General features: G+C 70.4%; 13 protein-coding genes and 1 pseudogene. 6 read left to right on the top strand and 8 right to left on the bottom strand.

What is annotated here, in order from left to right:
* Positions 1 to 15 precede the first annotated feature (15 nt).
* Genes menC through OG943_RS08295 form a run of 6 tightly spaced genes read right to left on the bottom strand, consistent with a single transcriptional unit; the run spans position 16 to position 6,654 of the window.
* Complete coding sequence (gene menC, locus OG943_RS08320; RefSeq protein ID WP_328609113.1) at positions 16 to 1,122, bottom strand: o-succinylbenzoate synthase; 1,107 nt, start codon at positions 1,120 to 1,122, stop codon at positions 16 to 18.
* Positions 1,119 to 2,012 carry a GNAT family N-acetyltransferase gene (locus OG943_RS08315; RefSeq protein WP_328609112.1) on the bottom strand — a complete coding sequence of 298 codons (894 nt, stop codon included), beginning with the start codon at positions 2,010 to 2,012 and terminating at the stop codon, positions 1,119 to 1,121. Before OG943_RS08315 ends, menC begins: the two co-directional genes overlap by 4 nt.
* Positions 2,009 to 3,133 (bottom strand): M20 family metallopeptidase, encoded by a 1,125-nt coding sequence (locus OG943_RS08310; protein ID WP_328609111.1) that lies wholly within the window; start codon positions 3,131 to 3,133, stop codon positions 2,009 to 2,011. The genes OG943_RS08315 and OG943_RS08310 overlap by 4 nt, the downstream gene beginning before the upstream one ends.
* The gene (locus tag OG943_RS08305) at positions 3,130 to 4,707 is read right to left on the bottom strand and encodes an amidohydrolase family protein (protein ID WP_328609110.1); all 1,578 of its coding nucleotides are present in this window, start codon (positions 4,705 to 4,707) and stop codon (positions 3,130 to 3,132) included. Before OG943_RS08305 ends, OG943_RS08310 begins: the two co-directional genes overlap by 4 nt.
* A gap of 37 nt (positions 4,708 to 4,744) precedes the next feature.
* Positions 4,745 to 5,380, bottom strand: a complete 636-nt coding sequence (locus OG943_RS08300; RefSeq protein WP_328609109.1) for a response regulator transcription factor — start codon at positions 5,378 to 5,380, stop codon at positions 4,745 to 4,747.
* Positions 5,377 to 6,654 carry a sensor histidine kinase gene (locus tag OG943_RS08295; RefSeq protein WP_328609108.1) on the bottom strand — a complete coding sequence of 426 codons (1,278 nt, stop codon included), beginning with the start codon at positions 6,652 to 6,654 and terminating at the stop codon, positions 5,377 to 5,379. Before OG943_RS08295 ends, OG943_RS08300 begins: the two co-directional genes overlap by 4 nt.
* 184 nt (positions 6,655 to 6,838) lie before the next feature.
* On the opposite strand from OG943_RS08295, the gene OG943_RS08290 reads away from it, so the two are divergent.
* The 6 genes and pseudogenes from OG943_RS08290 to OG943_RS08265 all read left to right on the top strand — a co-directional run bounded on the left by OG943_RS08290 (position 6,839) and on the right by OG943_RS08265 (position 12,777).
* A complete protein-coding gene (locus OG943_RS08290; RefSeq protein ID WP_328609107.1) occupies positions 6,839 to 7,927 on the top strand; it encodes an ABC transporter permease in 1,089 nt (362 codons plus the stop codon).
* Entirely contained in the window at positions 7,924 to 8,613 is a 690-nt protein-coding gene (locus OG943_RS08285) for an ABC transporter ATP-binding protein (protein WP_328609106.1), read from the top strand. Before OG943_RS08290 ends, OG943_RS08285 begins: the two co-directional genes overlap by 4 nt.
* Before the next feature lie 103 nt (positions 8,614 to 8,716).
* Positions 8,717 to 9,784 (top strand): annotated as a pseudogene (locus OG943_RS08280) (type III PLP-dependent enzyme); the annotation flags it as partial.
* Positions 9,785 to 9,844: 60 nt separating this feature from the next.
* On the top strand, positions 9,845 to 10,237 hold the full coding sequence (gene speD, locus OG943_RS08275) for an adenosylmethionine decarboxylase (RefSeq protein ID WP_328612030.1): 393 nt from the start codon (positions 9,845 to 9,847) through the stop codon (positions 10,235 to 10,237).
* Positions 10,234 to 11,067 (top strand): spermidine synthase, encoded by an 834-nt coding sequence (locus OG943_RS08270; RefSeq protein WP_328609105.1) that lies wholly within the window; start codon positions 10,234 to 10,236, stop codon positions 11,065 to 11,067. Before speD ends, OG943_RS08270 begins: the two co-directional genes overlap by 4 nt.
* Before the next feature lie 426 nt (positions 11,068 to 11,493).
* Positions 11,494 to 12,777, top strand: coding sequence for an IS256 family transposase (locus OG943_RS08265; RefSeq protein WP_328609104.1), 1,284 nt, complete (start codon positions 11,494 to 11,496; stop codon positions 12,775 to 12,777).
* 287 nt (positions 12,778 to 13,064) lie between these two features.
* On the opposite strand, the gene OG943_RS08260 is transcribed toward OG943_RS08265, so the two are convergent.
* Both OG943_RS08260 and OG943_RS08255 read right to left on the bottom strand, forming a co-directional pair.
* The gene (locus tag OG943_RS08260) at positions 13,065 to 14,300 is read right to left on the bottom strand and encodes a DUF222 domain-containing protein (RefSeq protein WP_328609103.1); all 1,236 of its coding nucleotides are present in this window, start codon (positions 14,298 to 14,300) and stop codon (positions 13,065 to 13,067) included.
* Positions 14,301 to 14,740: 440 nt separating this feature from the next.
* A complete protein-coding gene (locus OG943_RS08255; protein ID WP_328609102.1) occupies positions 14,741 to 17,593 on the bottom strand; it encodes a DUF6519 domain-containing protein in 2,853 nt (950 codons plus the stop codon).
* Between the last annotated feature and the right edge of the window lie 12 nt (positions 17,594 to 17,605).

The following is a 17,605-nucleotide window of genomic DNA, read 5'->3' as shown; positions in this document are numbered from 1 at the left end:
GGAATTCGTGCGCGGCTACGAAGCGATCCAGGCCTTCGCCGTGGTGACCTCCTCGAGCAGCCCGGGGATCGGGGTGACCCCGAGCCCTGGGCCGGACGGCACCGGCAGGTGCCCGGCCTCCAGCACGAACGGCTCAGTGATGTCGGTGCGGTAGAACCGGTCCGACGCCGAGGTGTCGCCGGGGAGGGTGAACCCGGGCAGCGAGGCGAGCGCGACGTTGGCCGCCCGGCCCAGCCCGGTCTCGATCATCCCGCCGCACCACACCGGCACCCCGTGCGCCGCGCAGACGTCGTGCACCCGGCGGGCTTCGAGGTAACCGCCGACGCGGCCCGGCTTGATGTTCACGATCTGGCAGGCGCCGAGTTTGATGGCGTCGGCGGCGGCCCTGGCCGACACGATCGTCTCGTCGAGGCAGATCGGCGTCCGGATGCGCCGGGCCAGCTCGGCGTGGCCGAGCACGTCCTCCTCTTCCAGCGGCTGCTCGATCAGGAGCAGCTCGAACGGGTCGAGCCGGGCCAGCAGCGGCGCGTCCCCCAGTGTGTACGCGGTGTTCGCGTCGACCTGCAGCAGCACGTCGTCACCGAAGCGCTCGCGCACCGCGCGCACCGGCTCGACGTCCCAGCCGGGTTCGATCTTCAGCTTGATGCGCACGTAGCCTTCGTCGAGGTAACCGGCGACGACGTCGAGCAGCTGCGGGACGGAATCCATGATCCCGACCGAAACCCCGCAGGGCACCCGGTCGCGGGTGGACCCGAGCTCGGCGGCGAAGGACCGGTCGTGCGCCCGGAGCTCGGCGTCGAGGACCGCCATCTCCAGCGCCCCCTTCGCCATCCGGTGCCCCTTGAACTTCGCCAGGTGCGTCGCCACCTTGTTCGCGGTGACGTCGCCGGCGTGCAGCAGCGCCGGGATCAGGTGGTTCACGAGCACGTGCTCGGCGCCGTCGTTGTACTCCGAGGAGTAGAGCGGGCCGGCCATCGTGACGCATTCGCCCCAGCCCTCGCCGTTCGGGGTCACCGCGCGGACGAGCAGGAGCTCCCGTTCGGACTGGGTCCCGAACGAGGTCCGGAACGGGGCGACGAGCGGCATCCGTACCCGGCGCAGTTCCACACCGCTGAGTTTCACGACTGCTCCTTAGAGATCACGTACCAGCCGGCACGATCGAATCCGGTGACCCTCGCGTTGTCCGCCATCAGCCCGCCGAGCACCTCGCGCAGCGCCGTGCGCCACGCCGCGGCGCGGCCGGGATCGTTGCGGCGCAACAGTTCTATGTCGGGCGGGACGGCAACGAGCACGGTCGGCGAGTCGGCCGGCCCGGTCACCGGCCCGCCGCCGGGACCGGCCGAGAGCGCCGTCGCGGCCCCCTGAGCCCGCAAAGCGCCCGCGTCGGCCAGCACCGGTTCGCCGAACGACGCGGACCGTACGGCCGGGCTCGTCAGGTCCCAGCCGACCATCAGGCGGTCGGTGTCGCCCGAGCCGTTGATGCGGTCCAGCATCGGCCCGTAGAAGTCGGGCAGGTACCGCAGCGGGAGCGCGCCGAGCTTGCCGAGGTTGAAATAGGCGTTGCGCCGCACCAGCGGGTCGAAGGTCCAGGTGATCAGCGAAAGGTCCTGGGCCAGCGCCCAGCCGCGCTGGTGCAGCTTGAGCGCCTGGCCGATCCCCCGGCCCGCGCCGGACGGCGCCACCCCGGCGATGTGGCTGTGCAGGCCGCCTTTGCCGGGGTGGCCGAAGAAACCGAAACAGGCCCCCAGGAGTTCGCCCTCCGCGAAGGCGCCGGCGACGTAGTTCCCGGCGCTGGACATCGCCCGCAGCAGTTCCGTGGTCAGCGGCCGGGCGCCGGGCGCGGACCGCCAGATCGACTCGAACAGGTCGCCGACCGCGGACAGCTCGGCGACCTCGGTCAGCTCACGGATTTCGACGCCCGCGGCCCCGGCCGCGGCCCGCGCGGCGGCCACCGCCTCGTCGTTGGCCGCCCGGGTGAGCGGGCTTTCCGCATTCGTCGTCAGGTTCGTCACGGGATACTCCTTTCCCGACTCCCCCGGAGAGTCAGCACGTTTTCGACGAGCGCGGTGAGCAACGCCGTGCGGCGCGGCAGTTCCGCGACGACGACGTGTTCGTGGTCGGCGTGCGCGCCGCCGCCGACGGCGCCGAGGCCGTCGAGCGTCGGAACTCCCAGCCCCGCGGTGTAATTGCCGTCCGAGGCACCGCCGACCGAAGCCTCGGCCAGCTCACCGAACCCGAGATCCGCCGACAGCTCCTGAGCGAGCCGGAACAACCCGGCCGACGCCTCCAGCGGCGGGCGGTTGATGCCACCGTGGATCCGCACCTGGGCGTTTTCCAGTACCGGGCGCAGTTCCCGCATCGCCCGGTCGACGCGGAGCTGCTCGGCGTCGTCCCACACGCGCACGTCGACCGCCACGCTGGCCGCCGCGGGAACGGTGTTGACGGTGGTGCCCGCCGAGATGACCGTGGGCACCACGCTCGTGCCCCGTTCCGGATCCGCGAGCGCCGCCGCGGCGAGGACCTGGTGCGAGACCTCGATCCCGGCGTTGACCCCGTTCTCCGGTTCGAGCCCGGCGTGCGCGGCCCGGCCGGTGACCTCGATCCGGTAGTGGGAAACGCCTTTGCGACGGGTTTTCAGCGCACCGCCGTCGGCCGAAGCTTCGAGCACGAACGCCGCTTCGCAGCCACGCGCCTCTTCCTCGATCAGCCCGCGCGACGACGGCGAGCCGAGTTCCTCGTCCCCGGTGACCAAAATGGACAGTCCGGTGCGATCGGGCAGCGCCGCGGCGGCGTGCAGCGCCATCACGACCCCGGCCTTCATGTCGAAGCAGCCGGGCCCGCGCAGGATTCCATCGGTCACCGAGAACGGGTGGGACTCCAGCGATCCCGCCGGCCACACCGTGTCGTGGTGGCCCAGCAGCAGCACCCGCCGCGGGCCGTCGCCGAACCGCCAGCGCAGGTGGGTGCACCCGTCGAGGACGATCCGCTCGGGTTCCACGCCCAGCAGCGCCCGGCCCACCCCCGCCAGCACTTCGGCGCTGCGGGCCACGGCCGCGTGATCGGACGACGGGGACTCGCAGCACACCAGGGTCTCGATGTCCGAGAGGAGAGCGCGCACGTCGGGTTCGGTCATCGCGGTTCGCCTCGCAGCGGCCGGCCGGGGAAGGCGTCGGTGCGCAATTCCCCGTCACTGACCACGGGAACCCCCGAAACGAACAGGTGCCGGATGCCGACCGAGGGCCGGGTCGAGTCGAAGTAGGTCGCCGCGTCCGTGATCGAGGCGGGGTCGAGGACCACGATGTCGGCGTCCGCCCCCACGTCGAGCCGGCCTTTCGCCCGCGCGGCGGGAGCGACCTCGTCGAGCACCCGCGCCGGCAGGTAGGAACAGCGCCGGAACGCCTCCAGCCAGGTCCAGGCCGCGCTCTCGCGCACCATCAGGCGCAGCGTCTTGGCGTACGTCCCGGCCGTTCGCGGATGCGTCGTGCCACCCGGCGGCAGTGGCCATTCGGTGGACTCGTTGCCACCGTCCTTCCAGTACACGGGCATCGCGTCACTGGCGACGATCGCGTCGGGGAACGCGAGCGCCTGGTGCAGCAGCGCACGGTCGCTCGGGTCCTTCTCGTCGAGGAACTCCAGGATGCACGGCGCCCCCGGGTCCTCGGCGCGCACCTGGAGCAGGCGGGCCTCGTCGGAGAACCGCTCCCCCGTCTCCAGCATCAGCACGTTCGACGGGCTCAGGCCCTTCATCTTCAGCCGCTCCGGCGAGAGGAAGGCCGCGCCGATCCCGGTGCTGCCCGCGCCGTACGGGTACGCCTCGACCGTCACCCGCGACCCGGCGGAACGCCCGGCCTCCAGCGCGGCGAGGACCCGGTCGACGTGCCGTCCGGAGGTGCTGTTGACGTGGCAGTGGTGCATCGCGGCGCCGGTCTCGGCCGCGACGATGGCGATCTCCTCGGATCCGTCGGCGGGCGTGGCCGGATCGACCTCCACCAGCTCGCGCACGTGCGTGTACGTGGGCACACCGGCTTCCTTGGCGAGCCTGGCCAGGGCCAGGAACTCGGCCGGATCGGTGGCGGGCGCGTAGCCGAGCAGCACGCCGACCCCGAGCGCGCCCGCGGCCAGCTCACCCTCCACAAGGGACAACCAGGCGGCGAGCTCGCTCGGCGACGAAGACCGTTGCCAGACCGGGTTCCCGAGCACGGTGAGCCCGCTGCCGATGTTCGCGTCGGGCTCGATCCCGGCGAGCACCTTGGCCCGGGCGCCGCCCCACGAGGCGGAGAAGCCGTAGTGCAGCGGGCGTCCCGCCGCGGCGGCCTCGGCGTAGGCCCGCTCGATGGGCATCAGCCCGGCCTCCAGGTCGAGCGCCGTGGTCACCCCGTCCATCGCCTGCAGCCGATGGCCGGCGATGGTGTGCACGTGGCTGTGCAGGTCGATGAACCCGGGCCCGACGACGAGCCCGGAGACGTCGATCTCGGTGTCTCCGGGAGCGGCTTGCAGGCCCGCCCCGACGGCGGTGACCACCCCGTCGGCCACCAGTACGTCGGCGGTGCCGTCGAAACCCGTCGCCGGGTCGATGACGCGGCCGCCGCGCAAGAGTGTCCGCATGCTTCGTCTCCTCGCCTCGTGTCGCCTCGCTATGGGCGACCCTAGGAGCTTTCGCGCACCGTCCGTTCGTAGCGCGTGACGAATCCCGGGCCGGAGATCCATCCAGCCGAACGAACTCGTGCTTCGAGACGGAACCCGGTCAGCGGCGGATCAGGCCCAGGTCGGTCGCGGCGGCCACGGCGGCGGTGCGCGAGTCGACGCCGAGCTTGGTGTAGACGCGGGCCAGGTGGGATTTGACGGTGCCCTCGGTGAGGTGGAGCCGGCTGGCGAGGGCCTGGTTGGACAGGCCGCCGGCGACCAGCGTGAGGACTTCGATCTCACGTCGGGTCAGTGCGGTGCCGGGAGTGCGCAACCGGCTCATCAGGCGGTCGGCGACAGTGGGGGCGAGGGTGGTGCGCCCGGCCGCGGCGGTGCGCACGGCGGCGGCCAGGTCCTCGGGAAGGGCGTCCTTGAGGAGGTAACCGGTGGCACCGGCCTCGATGGCGGGCAGGGTGTCGGCGTCGGTGTCGTAGGTGGTGACGACCAGGACGCGGGGGCCACCGGGCCGGGCGGTGATCGCGGCGGTCGCCTCGGCGCCGTTCATGCCCGCGCCGAACTGCAGGTCCATCAGCACCACGTCGATGTCGCCCTCGGCCGCGCGGGCGACCGCCGCCTCCGCGGTCGCGGCTTCGGCCACCACGACGAGGCCGGGTTCGGTCTCCAGCACGGCCCGGAGCCCGGCCCGCACGACGGGGTGGTCGTCGGCCAGGAGCAGGCGGATGGGGGTGTCGGTCATGGGCGGGCCCCGGGCTTGCTCTCAGCGGGCGGGAGACTCTCGGTGGGCGGGAGAAGAGGGAGCTGCACAGCCAAAGCCGTGCCGCGACCGGCGCCGGATTCGATAGTGACAGTGCCGCCGAGCGCGTGTGTGCGGGTCCGGATGGCCGCCAGTCCGAAGCCGCCGCTCGCGGGGTCCGGGGCGAGCAGCCGGCCGGGGTCGAAGCCGGTGCCGTCGTCGACGACGTCCAGCGCGACGTGGTCGCCGAGGTAGCTGAGGGTGACCTCGACGGTGGTCGCCTGGGAGTGGCGGACCGTGTTCGCGAGTGCGGCCTGGGCGATGCGCAGCAGGGCGACCTCGTGCGCGGTCGGCAGTGGCACGGCATCGCCGGTGAGGTGGAAGCGCGCCGTGATCCGGTCGCGGGCACTGGTCTCGTGGGCACTGGTCTCGCGGGCACTGATCTCGCGGGCACTGATCGTGGCGCACAGGCGGGTCAGCGCGCCGGCCAGCGTGGTGTCGTCCAGCGCGGGCGGGGTGAGGGCGGCGACGAACCGGCGGGCTTCGGCGAGGTTGTCCGCCGCGGCCTGGCGGGCCTGCTCCACGTAACGGGCGGCGTTGACCGAGGTGTCGGGCAGGTCGCGCCCGGCAGCTCGCAACAGCAACTGGATGCTCGACAGCCCCTGGGCCAGGGTGTCGTGGATCTCGCGGGCCAGCCGTTCCCGTTCGGCCAGCACCCCGGCTTCGTGCTGGGCCTCGGCCAGGTCGGCGCGGGTGGCGGTGAGTTCCTCGATCAGGCGCCGGCGGTGCTCGCTCTCCCGGTACAGGGCCTGATACCCCCACACCACCGCGACCGCGACCGCCGCGCCCAGCGCCGGGCCGATCGCGATGGCCGGGCTGAGGGATCCCCGGTGGGCGGCGAAGGCGCCGATCGCCGCGAGCGCGGTCACGGCCACCGCGGCCAGCCCGGCCCGGCGCGAAAGCAGGTGCAGCTGAAGGAAGTACAACGGGAACGCGACCCACACCCCGTCGGGCGTCAAAGCCAGCAGGGCCAGCCACACGACGCCCACCAAGGCCAGCCACCCGGCGGCCGCCCGCCGCGACGTGCGGACGCGCGGCAGCAGCGGCCCGGCCGCGTACACCAGCCCGCACGCCACCGCCACAGCGACGACCGCCGCGGCCTGCGGCAGGCGGTCGGCCACCGCCCGGCCGCCTGCCAGCCCGAGCAGGCCGACGACCAGCAGGTGCAGGCACCAGGACAGCGTCCGGCTGGTCGGGGTCAGTACGGGAGCGTTCACAGTGTGTTCAGGTTGCACAGTATGTCCAGGTTACGGAGGCCGATCGCCGGACGCCTCCATCAAAAGGTAGAACCGGCGCGCCTCCTTCCGGCGCGCGAAGTGCTGTCCCTGGCCGGATGCCTCCACAAGGGACTGGCGGGGACCGTAGGGGGCACACCGATCCCCGCCGTCTGAAAGAGAAATCGTGTACGTCGCCTGGAGAGACCTGAAGTTCGCCAAAGGGCGCTTCGCCCTGATGGGCACCGTTGTTGTGCTGATCACCCTGCTGGTCGGCCTGCTGTCCGGACTGACCGCCGGGCTGGGCCGGCAGAACATCTCCGCGATCACCGGCCTGCCCGCCGGCCAGATCGCCTTCACCGCGCCCAGCGGCGGCCAGGCCCTGTCGTACTCCGGCTCCACCGTCACCGAAAAGCAGTGGCGGCAATGGGCCGGGGCTCCCGGTGTCCTCAGCGCCGAACCGCTCGGCATCACCACCACCAAGGCCGCCGCCGGTGATCGCAGCACCGCCGTCTCCGCGTTCGGCGTCCGGCCCGGCTCCGCCCTCGCCCCGGACAGCGGCAAACTCGCCGGACAGTCGGTGGTGCTGTCCACCACGGCCGCCGACGATCTCGGCGTCACCACCGGCGCCGCGGTGACCGTGGCCGGGCAGCGGATGACCGTGGCCGCGGTGGCGGGCGACGCCTCGTTCAGCCACACCCCGGTGATCTGGACCAGCCTCGACGCCTGGCGGAGCACCGTCCCGCCCTCCGGCACCGGCGACCGCCCGGCCGCGACCGTGATCGCCCTGAACACCGCCGCTGGCGCCGACCTGGCGGCCACCGACCGGGCCGCGGGCACCAGAACGGTCACCAAGGACGACTCACTGTCCGCGATCGGCTCCTACACGTCCGAAAACGGCTCCCTGCAACTGATGCGCGGCTTCCTGTTCGCCATCTCCGCCTTGGTGATCGGCGCCTTCTTCACCGTCTGGACCATCCAGCGCAGTGGCGACATCGCCGTCCTCAAAGCACTGGGCGCCACCACCGCCGGGCTGCTGAAGGACGCCCTCGGCCAGGCCGTTGTCCTGCTCACCGGCGGCACGCTCGCCGGCACCGGCCTCGCCGCCGGACTGGGCGCCGTCCTCTCCGGCTCGGCCGTGCCCTTCGTCCTGACCCCGGCCACCGTCCTCGTCCCGGCCGCCGTGATGATCCTGCTCGGTGTGCTCGGGGCCGCCCTGTCCGTCCGCCGCATCACCGCGGTCGACCCGCTGACCGCACTGGGGAGCGCCCGATGAGCCTGAACCTGACCGACGTCACCCTCACCTACCCCGACGGCGACTCCCGCCTCACCGCCCTCGACCAGGTCACCCTGGACGTGCCGCGGGGCAGCCTGACCGTCGTGGCCGGCCCGTCCGGCTCCGGGAAGTCCAGCCTGCTGGCCGTCGCCGCCACCCTCATCACCCCCGACGCCGGCACCGTCACCGTCGACGGCACCACCACCGCCGGGCTGACCCGCGGTGAGCTCACCGACCTGCGCCGCCACAAGATCGGCATCGTCTTCCAGCAGCCCAACCTGCTGCCCTCCCTGACCGCCGCCGAACAGCTCCAGGTGATGGCCCAGCTCGACGGCCGCTCCCCCGCCAAGGCTCGCGGCCGCGCCATGGACCTGCTCGACGCCGTCGGCCTCGCCGCCCAGGCCGGCCGCCGCCCCCATCAGCTCTCCGGCGGCCAGCGCCAGCGCGTCAGCATCGCCCGCGCCCTGATGAACGTGCCCACCGTGCTGCTGGTCGACGAGCCCACCAGCGCCCTCGACCACCAGCGCGGCGCCGCCGTCATCGACCTCATCACCCGCCTCACCCACCAGCAGGCCACCGCCACCGTCCTGGTCACCCACGACCGCACCCACCTGACCGCCGCCGACCAGATCGCCGAAGTCCACGACGGGCGCCTCAGCCTCCCGGCCCCGGCCCCGGCCCGCTGAGTCACCACGCGCTGCGGTCGTCCGCTCACCACCGGTTCCCGGGGCCGGGCGGCGATTCCGCGGGAGTCCGGCCGCGCCGGGGCCGGAAGCTACGCTGGCTCGTGTGATCGAAGCTCTCCCGCAGGCGTCGGAACGGTGCCGTGCGTTCCTCGATGACCGCAGCCCCCCGACGCCGTGCCTCGTGGTTGATCTCGACGCGGTGCGGGAAGGCTATACGCGGCTTCGGGAAGCGCTGCCCGAGGCGCGGATGTACTACGCGGTGAAGGCGAACCCGGCGCCGGAGGTCGTCCGGCTGCTCGTTCGCGCGGGGGCCGGCTTCGACGTGGCCGGGCGCGAGGAGATCGAGCTGTGCCTCGCCCAGGGCGCCCGCCCCGAGCTGATCTCCTACGGCAACACCGTGAAGAAGGCGCGGGACATCGCGTTCGCCTACCGGGCCGGCGTTCGGCGGTTCACCTTCGACAGCCTCCCGGACCTCACGAACATCGCCGAGCACGCGCCCGGATCGACGGTGTCGTGCCGGATTCTCGTGGACAGTCCCGGCTCGCAGACCCCGTTCGGGCAGAAGTTCGGCTGTGCCCCGGAAATGGCGGTGGACCTGCTCACGCGCGCCGCGGCCCTCGGGCTGGACCCGGAAGGCGTCGCGTTTCACGTCGGCTCCCAGCACCTCGACCCACGGGCGTGGGACGCCGGCATCGCCACCGCCGCCATGGTCACCCGCGCGGTGGCCGCGCGGGGCGTTTCGTTGCGCGGCTTGAACATCGGCGGCGGGCTGCCGAGCCGGTACGCGACCGCTCCGCCGCCACTGGCCGATTACACGGCAGCCATCCGCGCGTCGGTCAAGCGTCACTTCCCCGTCGCGCCGGACCTGGCGTTCGAGCCGGGCCGGGCGGTGGTGGCCGACGCCGGGATGATCCGCAGCGAGGTCGTGCTGGTGTCCCGCAAGTCCTCGACGGACGAGAAACGCTGGGTGTACCTGGATATCGGGCGGTACGGCGGGATGGCCGAGACGGAGAACGAAGCCATCGCCTACCGCCTGGAGACCGCGCACGACGGCACTCCGGACGGCCCGGTCGTGATCGCCGGGCCCACTTGCGACGGTGACGACGTGCTCTACCAGCACACCCCGTACCGCCTGCCGCTGGCGTTGCAGGCCGGTGACCACGTCGACATCCTGAACACGGGCGCGTACACCCAGAGCTACTCGTCGGTGTCGTTCAACGGCTTCCCGCCGTTGCGGACGTACTTCGTCGGCGGCGAACCGGGCGAGGTCGGCGAGTTCGCCGGCCGGCACGTGCTCACGGAGTTTTCAGGAGTGTCGCCCGAGGTTCTCGACGACGCCGGTTTCCTGTGCGAGAGCTTGCGACGCGCGTTGGAGCAGGCCGGGGCGACGGTGTGCGAACTGACGTTCAAGCGGTTCGAGCCGCAGGGCATCACCGTGCTCGCGTTGCTGTCCGAGTCGCACGCGTCGATCCACTCCTACCCCGAAAGCGGGTCGGTGTTCGTCGACGTGTTCACCTGCGGCCGCCGCGCGGACCCGGAGCTGGCCGTGCACCTGCTGCAGGACAAACTCGGTGCGGGCGTGTCCAGGACCACCACCATCCACAGAGGACAGGAAGACCGTTGAACATCGAGGAACCGGTCGGCGCCGGCCTGACCAGGGTCTGGCACGTTTCGGACGTGCTCGCCGACACCCGCACCGGCTACCAGCACCTGGTGATCGGCAAGACCGCCCAGGGCATCTCGTTGTTCTGCGACGACGAGCGGCAGAGCACCGAGCTCAGCCAGCTCGTCTACCACGAGGCCCTGCTCGTGCCCGCGCTGCTCCTGGCCGCCCGCGTGGACCGGGTGCTGGTGGTCGGTTCGAGCGAAGGCGTGGTGTGCCGGATCGCGGTGGCGGCGGGCGCGTCGGTCGTCGACCACGTAGACATCGACGCCCAGGCGGTCCGGCTCTGCGCCGAACACCTGCCCTACGGCTATTCGCCTGCCGAACTGGCCGACGCCGAGCGCGGCGACGGCCCGATCCGCGTGCACTACGCCGACGGCTGGGAGTTCATCCGCGGCTGCACCGAAAAGTACGACATCGTCCTGGTCGACCTGCCGGACGAGCAGGACGGCACCGACGCACAGCACAACCGCCTGTACGGCAAGGAGTTCCTGAGCCTGTGCCGGGAGCTGCTCACCGCCGGCGGAGTGGTGGCGTACCAGGGCGGCTGCCCGACGCTGTGGCGCAACTCGACCCTCCTCCAGTGCTGGCGCCGGTTCACGGACACGTTCAGCTCACCGGTCTACTTCGCCTCGGACGAGCACGAGTGGGCGTTCTTCTTCGGCACCGAAGTGGACAGTCCGGAAGAAACGATGGTGAAACGCCTGGCGACGCTGCCGTACCGCCCGGAGACGATCGACGAGTTGACCCTGCGGGGATCGTCGGTGCCGCCCATCAGCCTCCGTCGGTGATCGGTCCTCCTTACGTTGCCTTGGCCGCCGGGGTCTTAGAGGTTGTCTGATGTGGTGTGCGTAGCGGGCGACAGGCCTGTGATGGGTTGTCTGATGGTCCGGCTTGTTTGCGGGTTTCGGACGGGATTTGGTGTCTTTGTGGGTGACGTGGGATTTGGCGGCGTGGTCGCGGGCTGGTTTGGCGGGGCAGGCTGGTTGGTTGCTTGACTAGCTGACTGGTTGCTTGGCTGGTTGGTTGGTTGGTTGGTTGGTTGGCCAGCGTTGCCTGCCTGGCATCGGTATCCGGCGTTGTCATCCAGTCTTGCTGGCGCGCGGTTCGCGGAGTTCGCGGTGGCTCGGATGAGCATCGGGCGTGTCATGACAACCGTGTAAGTCAGAGGTGTACCAAGATCGACTCGCTGGTTTGGCGGTCGGAAAGGACACCGAGTGACTCAGGACACATCGTCTCGTGAGGGTGACGAGACGGCGGCGCGGCGGCTCGCGGACGCGTTCTCGCCGTCTGCGATTGACGCGTTGCTGAAGGACGCGAAATCGGCCGGCACGCCGATCGACGGCGTGGACGGCCTGCTGAATCAGATGACCAAAGCGGTGCTGGAACGCGCTTTGCAGGCCGAGTTGACCGACCATTTGGGCTACGATGCCGGTGACCCGGCAGGTCATGGGTCCGGTAATTCTCGTAACGGAAAGTCCCGGAAAACTGTGTCGACCACGAATGGCCCGGTCGATATTGAGGTACCTCGTGACCGGAATGGCTCGTTCGAACCGGCTATCGTGCCGAAACGAGCACGGCGTATCGGCAACATTGATGACATGATCCCGTCGCTCTATTCGCACGGTATGACGACACGTGATATCGAGGCGCATTTACGTGAAGTGTATGGCGTGAACGCGTCTCGGGAATTGATCTCGAATATCACCGACGTGGTGGTCGACGAGATCAAAGCATGGCAATCGCGCCCGCTGGACGAGGTTTATCCGATCCTGTATGTCGACGGAATCCGGATCCGGGTCAAGGACAACGGGGTCGTCACCACCAAGGTCGCTTACCTGGCCATCGGGGTCGACGTGGACGGCCGCAAGCACGCCCTGGGATGCTGGATCCAGGACACCGAGGGAGCGAAGTTCTGGCAGAAGGTCTTGTCCGACCTGCGTAACCGAGGTGTCAAGGACATCCTCATCGCCTGCTGCGACGGACTGACTGGCCTGCCCGACGCGATTCACGCGATCTTCCCGGACACTGTCGTGCAGACTTGTGTTGTGCACGTCATCCGCAACGCGATGCGATTCGTGTCCTACGGCGACCGCAAGAAGATCGTCAAAGCGATGAAAGAAATCTATACCGCGCCCACTCTCGAAGCAGCCGAGCTCGGCCTGGCCGAATTCGACAAACAATTCGGTACCCAATACCCGGGCGCTGTCGACGTGTGGCGCAACGCATGGGACGAGTTCATCCCATTCCTCGACTACCCACCCGAACTCCGCAAAATCGTCTACACCACCAACGCCATCGAGTCTATCAACTTCCAACTCCGCAAAATCACCAAGAATCGCGGCCACTTCCCCGACAAAGACGCCGCAATGAAACTTCTCTACCTCGGACTCCGCAACATATCCAGTCAACGCGGTGGTGAATCAGGAACCGGAACACGCGGCTGGAAGGTGGCACTCAACACACTGATCGACATCTTCCCCGGACGCATACTCTTCTGATAACCTACAAATGTAAGCAATCACCTCTAGCTTACACAAAAAACGTGACAGGCTCTGAGCATCTGCCCAGATACATCGTCCCGCCAGTCGTGGCCTTCCGCAGCCTTCCCCGGCCAACGAGCCCTGTCACCATCCTTGCGACACATCGGGAACGACGACATCGCCCACCGACTTCCGAGACAACACCACCAAACCCATTCACAACGACACGCGACCCGGCACTGTCGGTCACACGGTCCACATGACACACCATCCGTCCGAGGCACCTGCTTACGCGGCCCGCCTGGTCAGGCGGCACGCACGCCGGGTGGGTCGTGGGCGGTGTTGCGGCGGGGTCTTCGTTGCGGGTCCAGCCATGCAGGCGGGATCCACTCGACCACTCCGTTGCGGAGCCGGATGTCCCAGCCGCCATGGTGGGCGAGGAGGTGGTCGCGGTCGCACATCAACGCCATGTTCCCGATATCGGTTGGGCCGCCGGGGCCACCGTGAGGATTGGTCCAGTACTCGATGTGGTGTGGCGTGGTCCATTTCGCGCCTCTCGTGCACCAAGGGGCAGTGCATCCCTTGTCCCGCACAGCCAAAGCCCGTCGTTGAGCGGGGGTGGCGGTTCGGACAGCACGGCCCAAGTCCAACACTTCACCGGAGCCGCCGAGGACAGCCGGGAGGACTTTCGCGTCGCAGCACAAGCGGCGTAGCTGGGAGACGGTCATGGGGTCGTGTCCGTCGAGCATGACCGTTCCGGCGCGGCGTTGCAGGTCGTCCAAGCTGACGGTGATGGTGGCGACGGCTCGTTCACCGGCTTTGACGGGCAGGTCGGGGGCGCGGGCAGCGAGGTCGAGCACGGCGGCGATGGCGTCACCCTGGCGTTGTGATCGGGTTCGCGGGTCCGGGTTGCCGAAAGAGTCGGCAGGATCCGGTTTCGCGAGCACGGTGAAGAGCTGCTCGGCGAGGGTCGCGGTATCGGGGTCGAACTCGCCGGTGTATTTCATTCGGCCGTCACGGGTGCGGGTGTAGCGGAATTCCCGGAGGGGGCGGGCCAGGTCCTGTTCTCGTTTGTCGGGGTCCACGCCGTCGAAGTCCCAGTAGGCCTGAATCCGCTGGCCTACCTTCCGCAGAGTCGCGGGTGGGGCTTCATGGGCCAGCTCGACCAGAGTGGTCTCGTTGGCCGCCAGCTCCTCCGGAGTCACGGAATCCGGGGCGTGGGTCAAGACCTGGGCGATCTCGTGGGCGTGTTCACGGTTGATATCACCGGCTGCCAACGCGTTCCGCATCACCGGCAGCACCGCGGTCGCCTGGGCGACCCGCGCGTTCGCTTCCTTCTGCGAGATCCGCAACGACCGCACCAGCATCACCTGAGTGCTACGGAAACCCTTACCCACAGCCACACCGCGCTGGTCTATCTCGCCCACCATGGACAGCATCCACGCATACGCACGGCATAGTTGCCGCTCGGCGGCGAGAAGCCCGGCAGTCAGTTCTTCCTCGGAAAGGCGCCACTCCGGCGCCTGGTCTGGTGTCCCCATATGGACGACAATACCTCGAACGTCTGTTCGATACATCACTCAATGGGGTACACATGAAACCTCACAACAGGGCACGGAAACCCTGTAGCATCAAAGTAATCACCAGATACGACCATCGCCGAACCCGATCATAGTGTCCACTGTGTACATAGAGAGGCTGAGCCCGAGCTGGTTATCCGCACTGTCCCAGCCCGGCCTGCGGTTCTGGGTCCGCGACCGCGGCATCAAGGTCCGCATCGCCCCGCAAAGACAGCAAATCCAACCAGGGGAATCGGCAAACATCACTGGGCCATCGAACGAATCATGACCTGGTTCACCGGATAACGATGCTCGACGCTGCGCTACGAACGCAAAGTCGAGCACTTCGCCACCGTCCTCATCCTCGGAGCCAGCTCTACCTGCTACAAGAAGCTCAGCAAACTCACCACATGAGACATGCTCTAAGCGCCGGAGTAACTCGGCGGACGGTTGGAGCCGATCAGCAGCCGGGTCAGCCACGGCGGCATCGTCGGCTCGAGCCGCCGCAGCAGCGCGTACACGACGGCCAGCACGACCGGGACGATCAACTGATTGCCCAGCCCGCCCAGCCAGTCGGTCATCGAGGCCGGCAGGCCGAGGGACACGAGCCAGGCCACCAGGGTCGCCCAGAGTCCGGGCACCACGGTGCGCAGCCAGGAGGTCAGCTGGTTGCCGAGCACGCCGGTCTGCCCTCCGGTGACCGGCGGGGCGGTGGTCGGTGTGGTGGTGGTCGGTGCGGCGGTGGTCGGGCCGGCGGCAGTCGGGCCGGCGGCAGTCGGGGCAGCGGCAGTCGGGGCAGCGGCAGTCGGGGCAGCGGCAGTCGGGGCAGCGGTGGTCGGCGGGGCTGTGGTCGGGGCGGTGGTCGCAGGGGCTGTGGTCGGCAGGGTGGCGGTCGGCTCTCCTGCGGTCGAAGGGGCGGCGGTCGGCGTGGCGCCGGCCGGGGCGGTGGTGGTCGGGGCGGTGGAATCGGCCGTGGGTGTGGTCGGCTGGGATGGCATCGGGTCCTCCTGCCCGGGAACGGGACTGGGTGCGGCCGGTTGGGCGGCTGACGGGCCGTCTTGCCGCGGGACGGGGCTGGGTGACACCGGCCGCGGTGCTGCCGGGCCGTCCGGGCCGGCAGCGGGGAAGGAAAGCTGCGGCGCTGCGGGATCGTCCGGCCCTTGAGCGGTAACGGACGGCTGCGGGGCCGATTGCCCCAGCGGCACAAGGGGCCTCGAAAACGCCATCTGCGGCACCGGCGGGCCTTCCGCCACCACGGTCACACTTCGCGCGGCCCGCCCGCTGGCCGCCGGGGACCCGGTGAACGCCGCCGCGGACGTGGCCGACCCGCGGGCTGTCGGCAATCCCCTGAACGCCGCCGCGGGTGCCGCTGATCCAGCTGCCGCCGGGGACCCGGTGAAGGCGCCCACGGACATCGCCGATCCAGTCGCCGCTGGGGACCCGCTGAACGCGCCCGTGGACCCGGCCGGTCCAGCCGCCGGCGACCCGCCGAACCCGCCCGCGGACGCCGCCGATCCAGCCGCTGCCGGGGACCCGGCGAACGCACCCACGGCCCGACCGCCGGCCTCCGCGGACCCGGCGAAGGCGCCCACGGACATCGCCGATCCAGTCGCCGCTGGGGACCCGCTGAACGCGCCCGTGAACCCGGCCGGTCCAGCCGCCGGAGACCCGGCGAACCCCTCCACCGGCGCACCCGACCCACCGCCAACCGCGGCGGATCCAGTCGCCCCCTCCCCCGACGCGGCCGACCCACCTGCCTCCGGCGAACCCGGCGGACCCGGCGTTCCCGGCGTTCCCGGCGAACCCGCACCAACCGTCGCCGCCGGGTCCGGGAACAGTGGTTCGAAGGAGATCGGCTGTTCGGTCACCTGGCCGTCCGCACCGACGATGCCGAGCACGGCGTAGTGGTAGCCGACGCCGTGCGGGACCACCGCGCTCGGGCCTCCCCCGTCCTGGGGCCATTCCACGTCGCCGGTGATCGTGCGGGCCGGGATCTGCCAGTAGTCGCCGCGGCGGTAGCTGCCGCCCGGGCCGGGCTCGGCCAAGGTCGGTCTGGGCGGGGCTTCGAACAGCACCTGGACGCCGTCCTCCAGGTCGATCCAGGTGTCCTCGACCAGCGGCAGCGCGCCGTCGGCGGCGGCGGTTCGGGTCCCGGTCTCGTAGTGGGCCGACGAGCGGTGGTCCCAGCGGCGCAGCAGCGGGTGCAGCTCCGGGTCGGTGCCCGGGCCACAGCGATCGTCCACTTCGGAGTCCAGGGTGACCAGCCGGTCGGCCGGGTCGATCGCGACGACGGTCAGCAGCTTCGGCGCCGGGCGCGGCCACTGCAGCGCCGGCACGTCGTCGGCGGTGCGGCTGGCCGTGGCGTCGTCGGCGAGTTCGACGTGGTCACCGATGTCGAGGTCCAGCTTGCCGTCGCGGCCCAGCGTCGCGAGTGTCACCGTCGCCCCCGAGACGGACACGACCGGGAAGACCACCGACGCGTTCTCCCGCGACCACTTGAACGTGGCCCCGGCCAGCTCGACGGTGGGCCCCGCGCGACGCGCCCGGCTGGTCACCACCTCCCCGGAGCCCGGCCAGGCCAGGCCGCCGGTGTGCACCTCGACCCGGTACAACTGGTTCTCCGGGCCACGGAACCGCGCCTCCGGCGGCAGGTGGCAGATGTCCGCGTCCGCGTCGTCGGGCCGTTTCGCCCGCGCGGCGAGCCGGCCGCGCTCCGGGTTCAGCGACTGCCTGAACTCCGAGAAGTCGCCGACGCTTTCGCCGGCGCACCAAGCCACCTGCCAGACGGTCTTCGCCCGGGCCGCGGTGTCCGGCCCGGGGTCGCCGAGCGCGACCTCGCGGATCGCCGGGTCCTGCAGCGCCGTGATCAGCCGCTCCCACACCCGCAGGTACACCACGAACGGCCCGGTCTCCGGCAGCGTGTCCGCGTCCGGGTCCAGGTATCCGTCGGGCTGGTTCCAGTAGGTGACCGCGTCGGCCAGACGGTGGTTCTCGACCAGCCGCCCGTCGACGTAGAACCGGCCCGGCGCGATCGTCAGGTCCAGCACCTTGTTCGTCCGGCTGTCCAGGACGGGCTCGATGGTGAACCCCGCGGTCGGCCCGGCCACCGCGGCGGCCGGGCCGACCAGGTCGGCCACCACGGTGCGCAGCTGGTGCAGCAGGATCGCGGCCTGCTCGTTGGCGTCCGCGTCGAGCTGGACCCGGCCCTGCTGGGCCAGCACCGCGGAGAAGTGCTTGAGCGGGTCGAACGTGCCCCGCGAGAAGTCGGCTTGCATGAGGGTCTCCCC

The organism is Amycolatopsis sp. NBC_00345, assembly GCF_036116635.1.
In the GTDB taxonomy this organism is placed as follows: domain Bacteria; phylum Actinomycetota; class Actinomycetes; order Mycobacteriales; family Pseudonocardiaceae; genus Amycolatopsis.
Note: the sequence above shows the minus strand (reverse complement) of the source record. Positions and strands in the feature narration are given on the sequence as shown.